Source organism: Sedimentibacter sp. B4, from assembly GCF_000309315.1.
Classification (GTDB): Bacteria; Bacillota; Clostridia; order Tissierellales; family Sedimentibacteraceae; genus Sedimentibacter; species Sedimentibacter saalensis.
Genome location: NZ_CANG01000047.1, coordinates 1 through 238, shown reverse-complemented (window position 1 = coordinate 238; position 238 = coordinate 1). Strand labels below are relative to the sequence as shown.

Sequence of the window (238 nt, the reverse complement as noted above, 5' to 3'; positions counted from 1 at the left end):
GGGCCACCAGGTCCGCGTAGCGCTGCCGCACCCGGGTCTCCTCGCCGAGCTCCTTGTGCAGGGTGGGCAGCGGACGCAGCGCCTTGCTGGCCAGCGTCCACTCCAGCGCCAGCACGCTCAGCTCGCCCCGCTTCGAGGAGATCACCCGCCCGGTCACGGACACGAAGTCGCCCAGGTCGATGTCGGTCTTCCACGCCTCGAGGCGGTCCTCGCCGAGCTCGGCCAGGGACAAGCATCA

General features: G+C 71.0%; 1 pseudogene. It reads right to left on the bottom strand.

Features of this window, described 5'->3' with window-relative positions:
• Positions 1-232: pseudogene (locus tag BN358_RS09910) on the bottom strand (lysine--tRNA ligase); the annotation flags it as partial.
• Positions 233-238 lie beyond the last annotated feature (6 nt).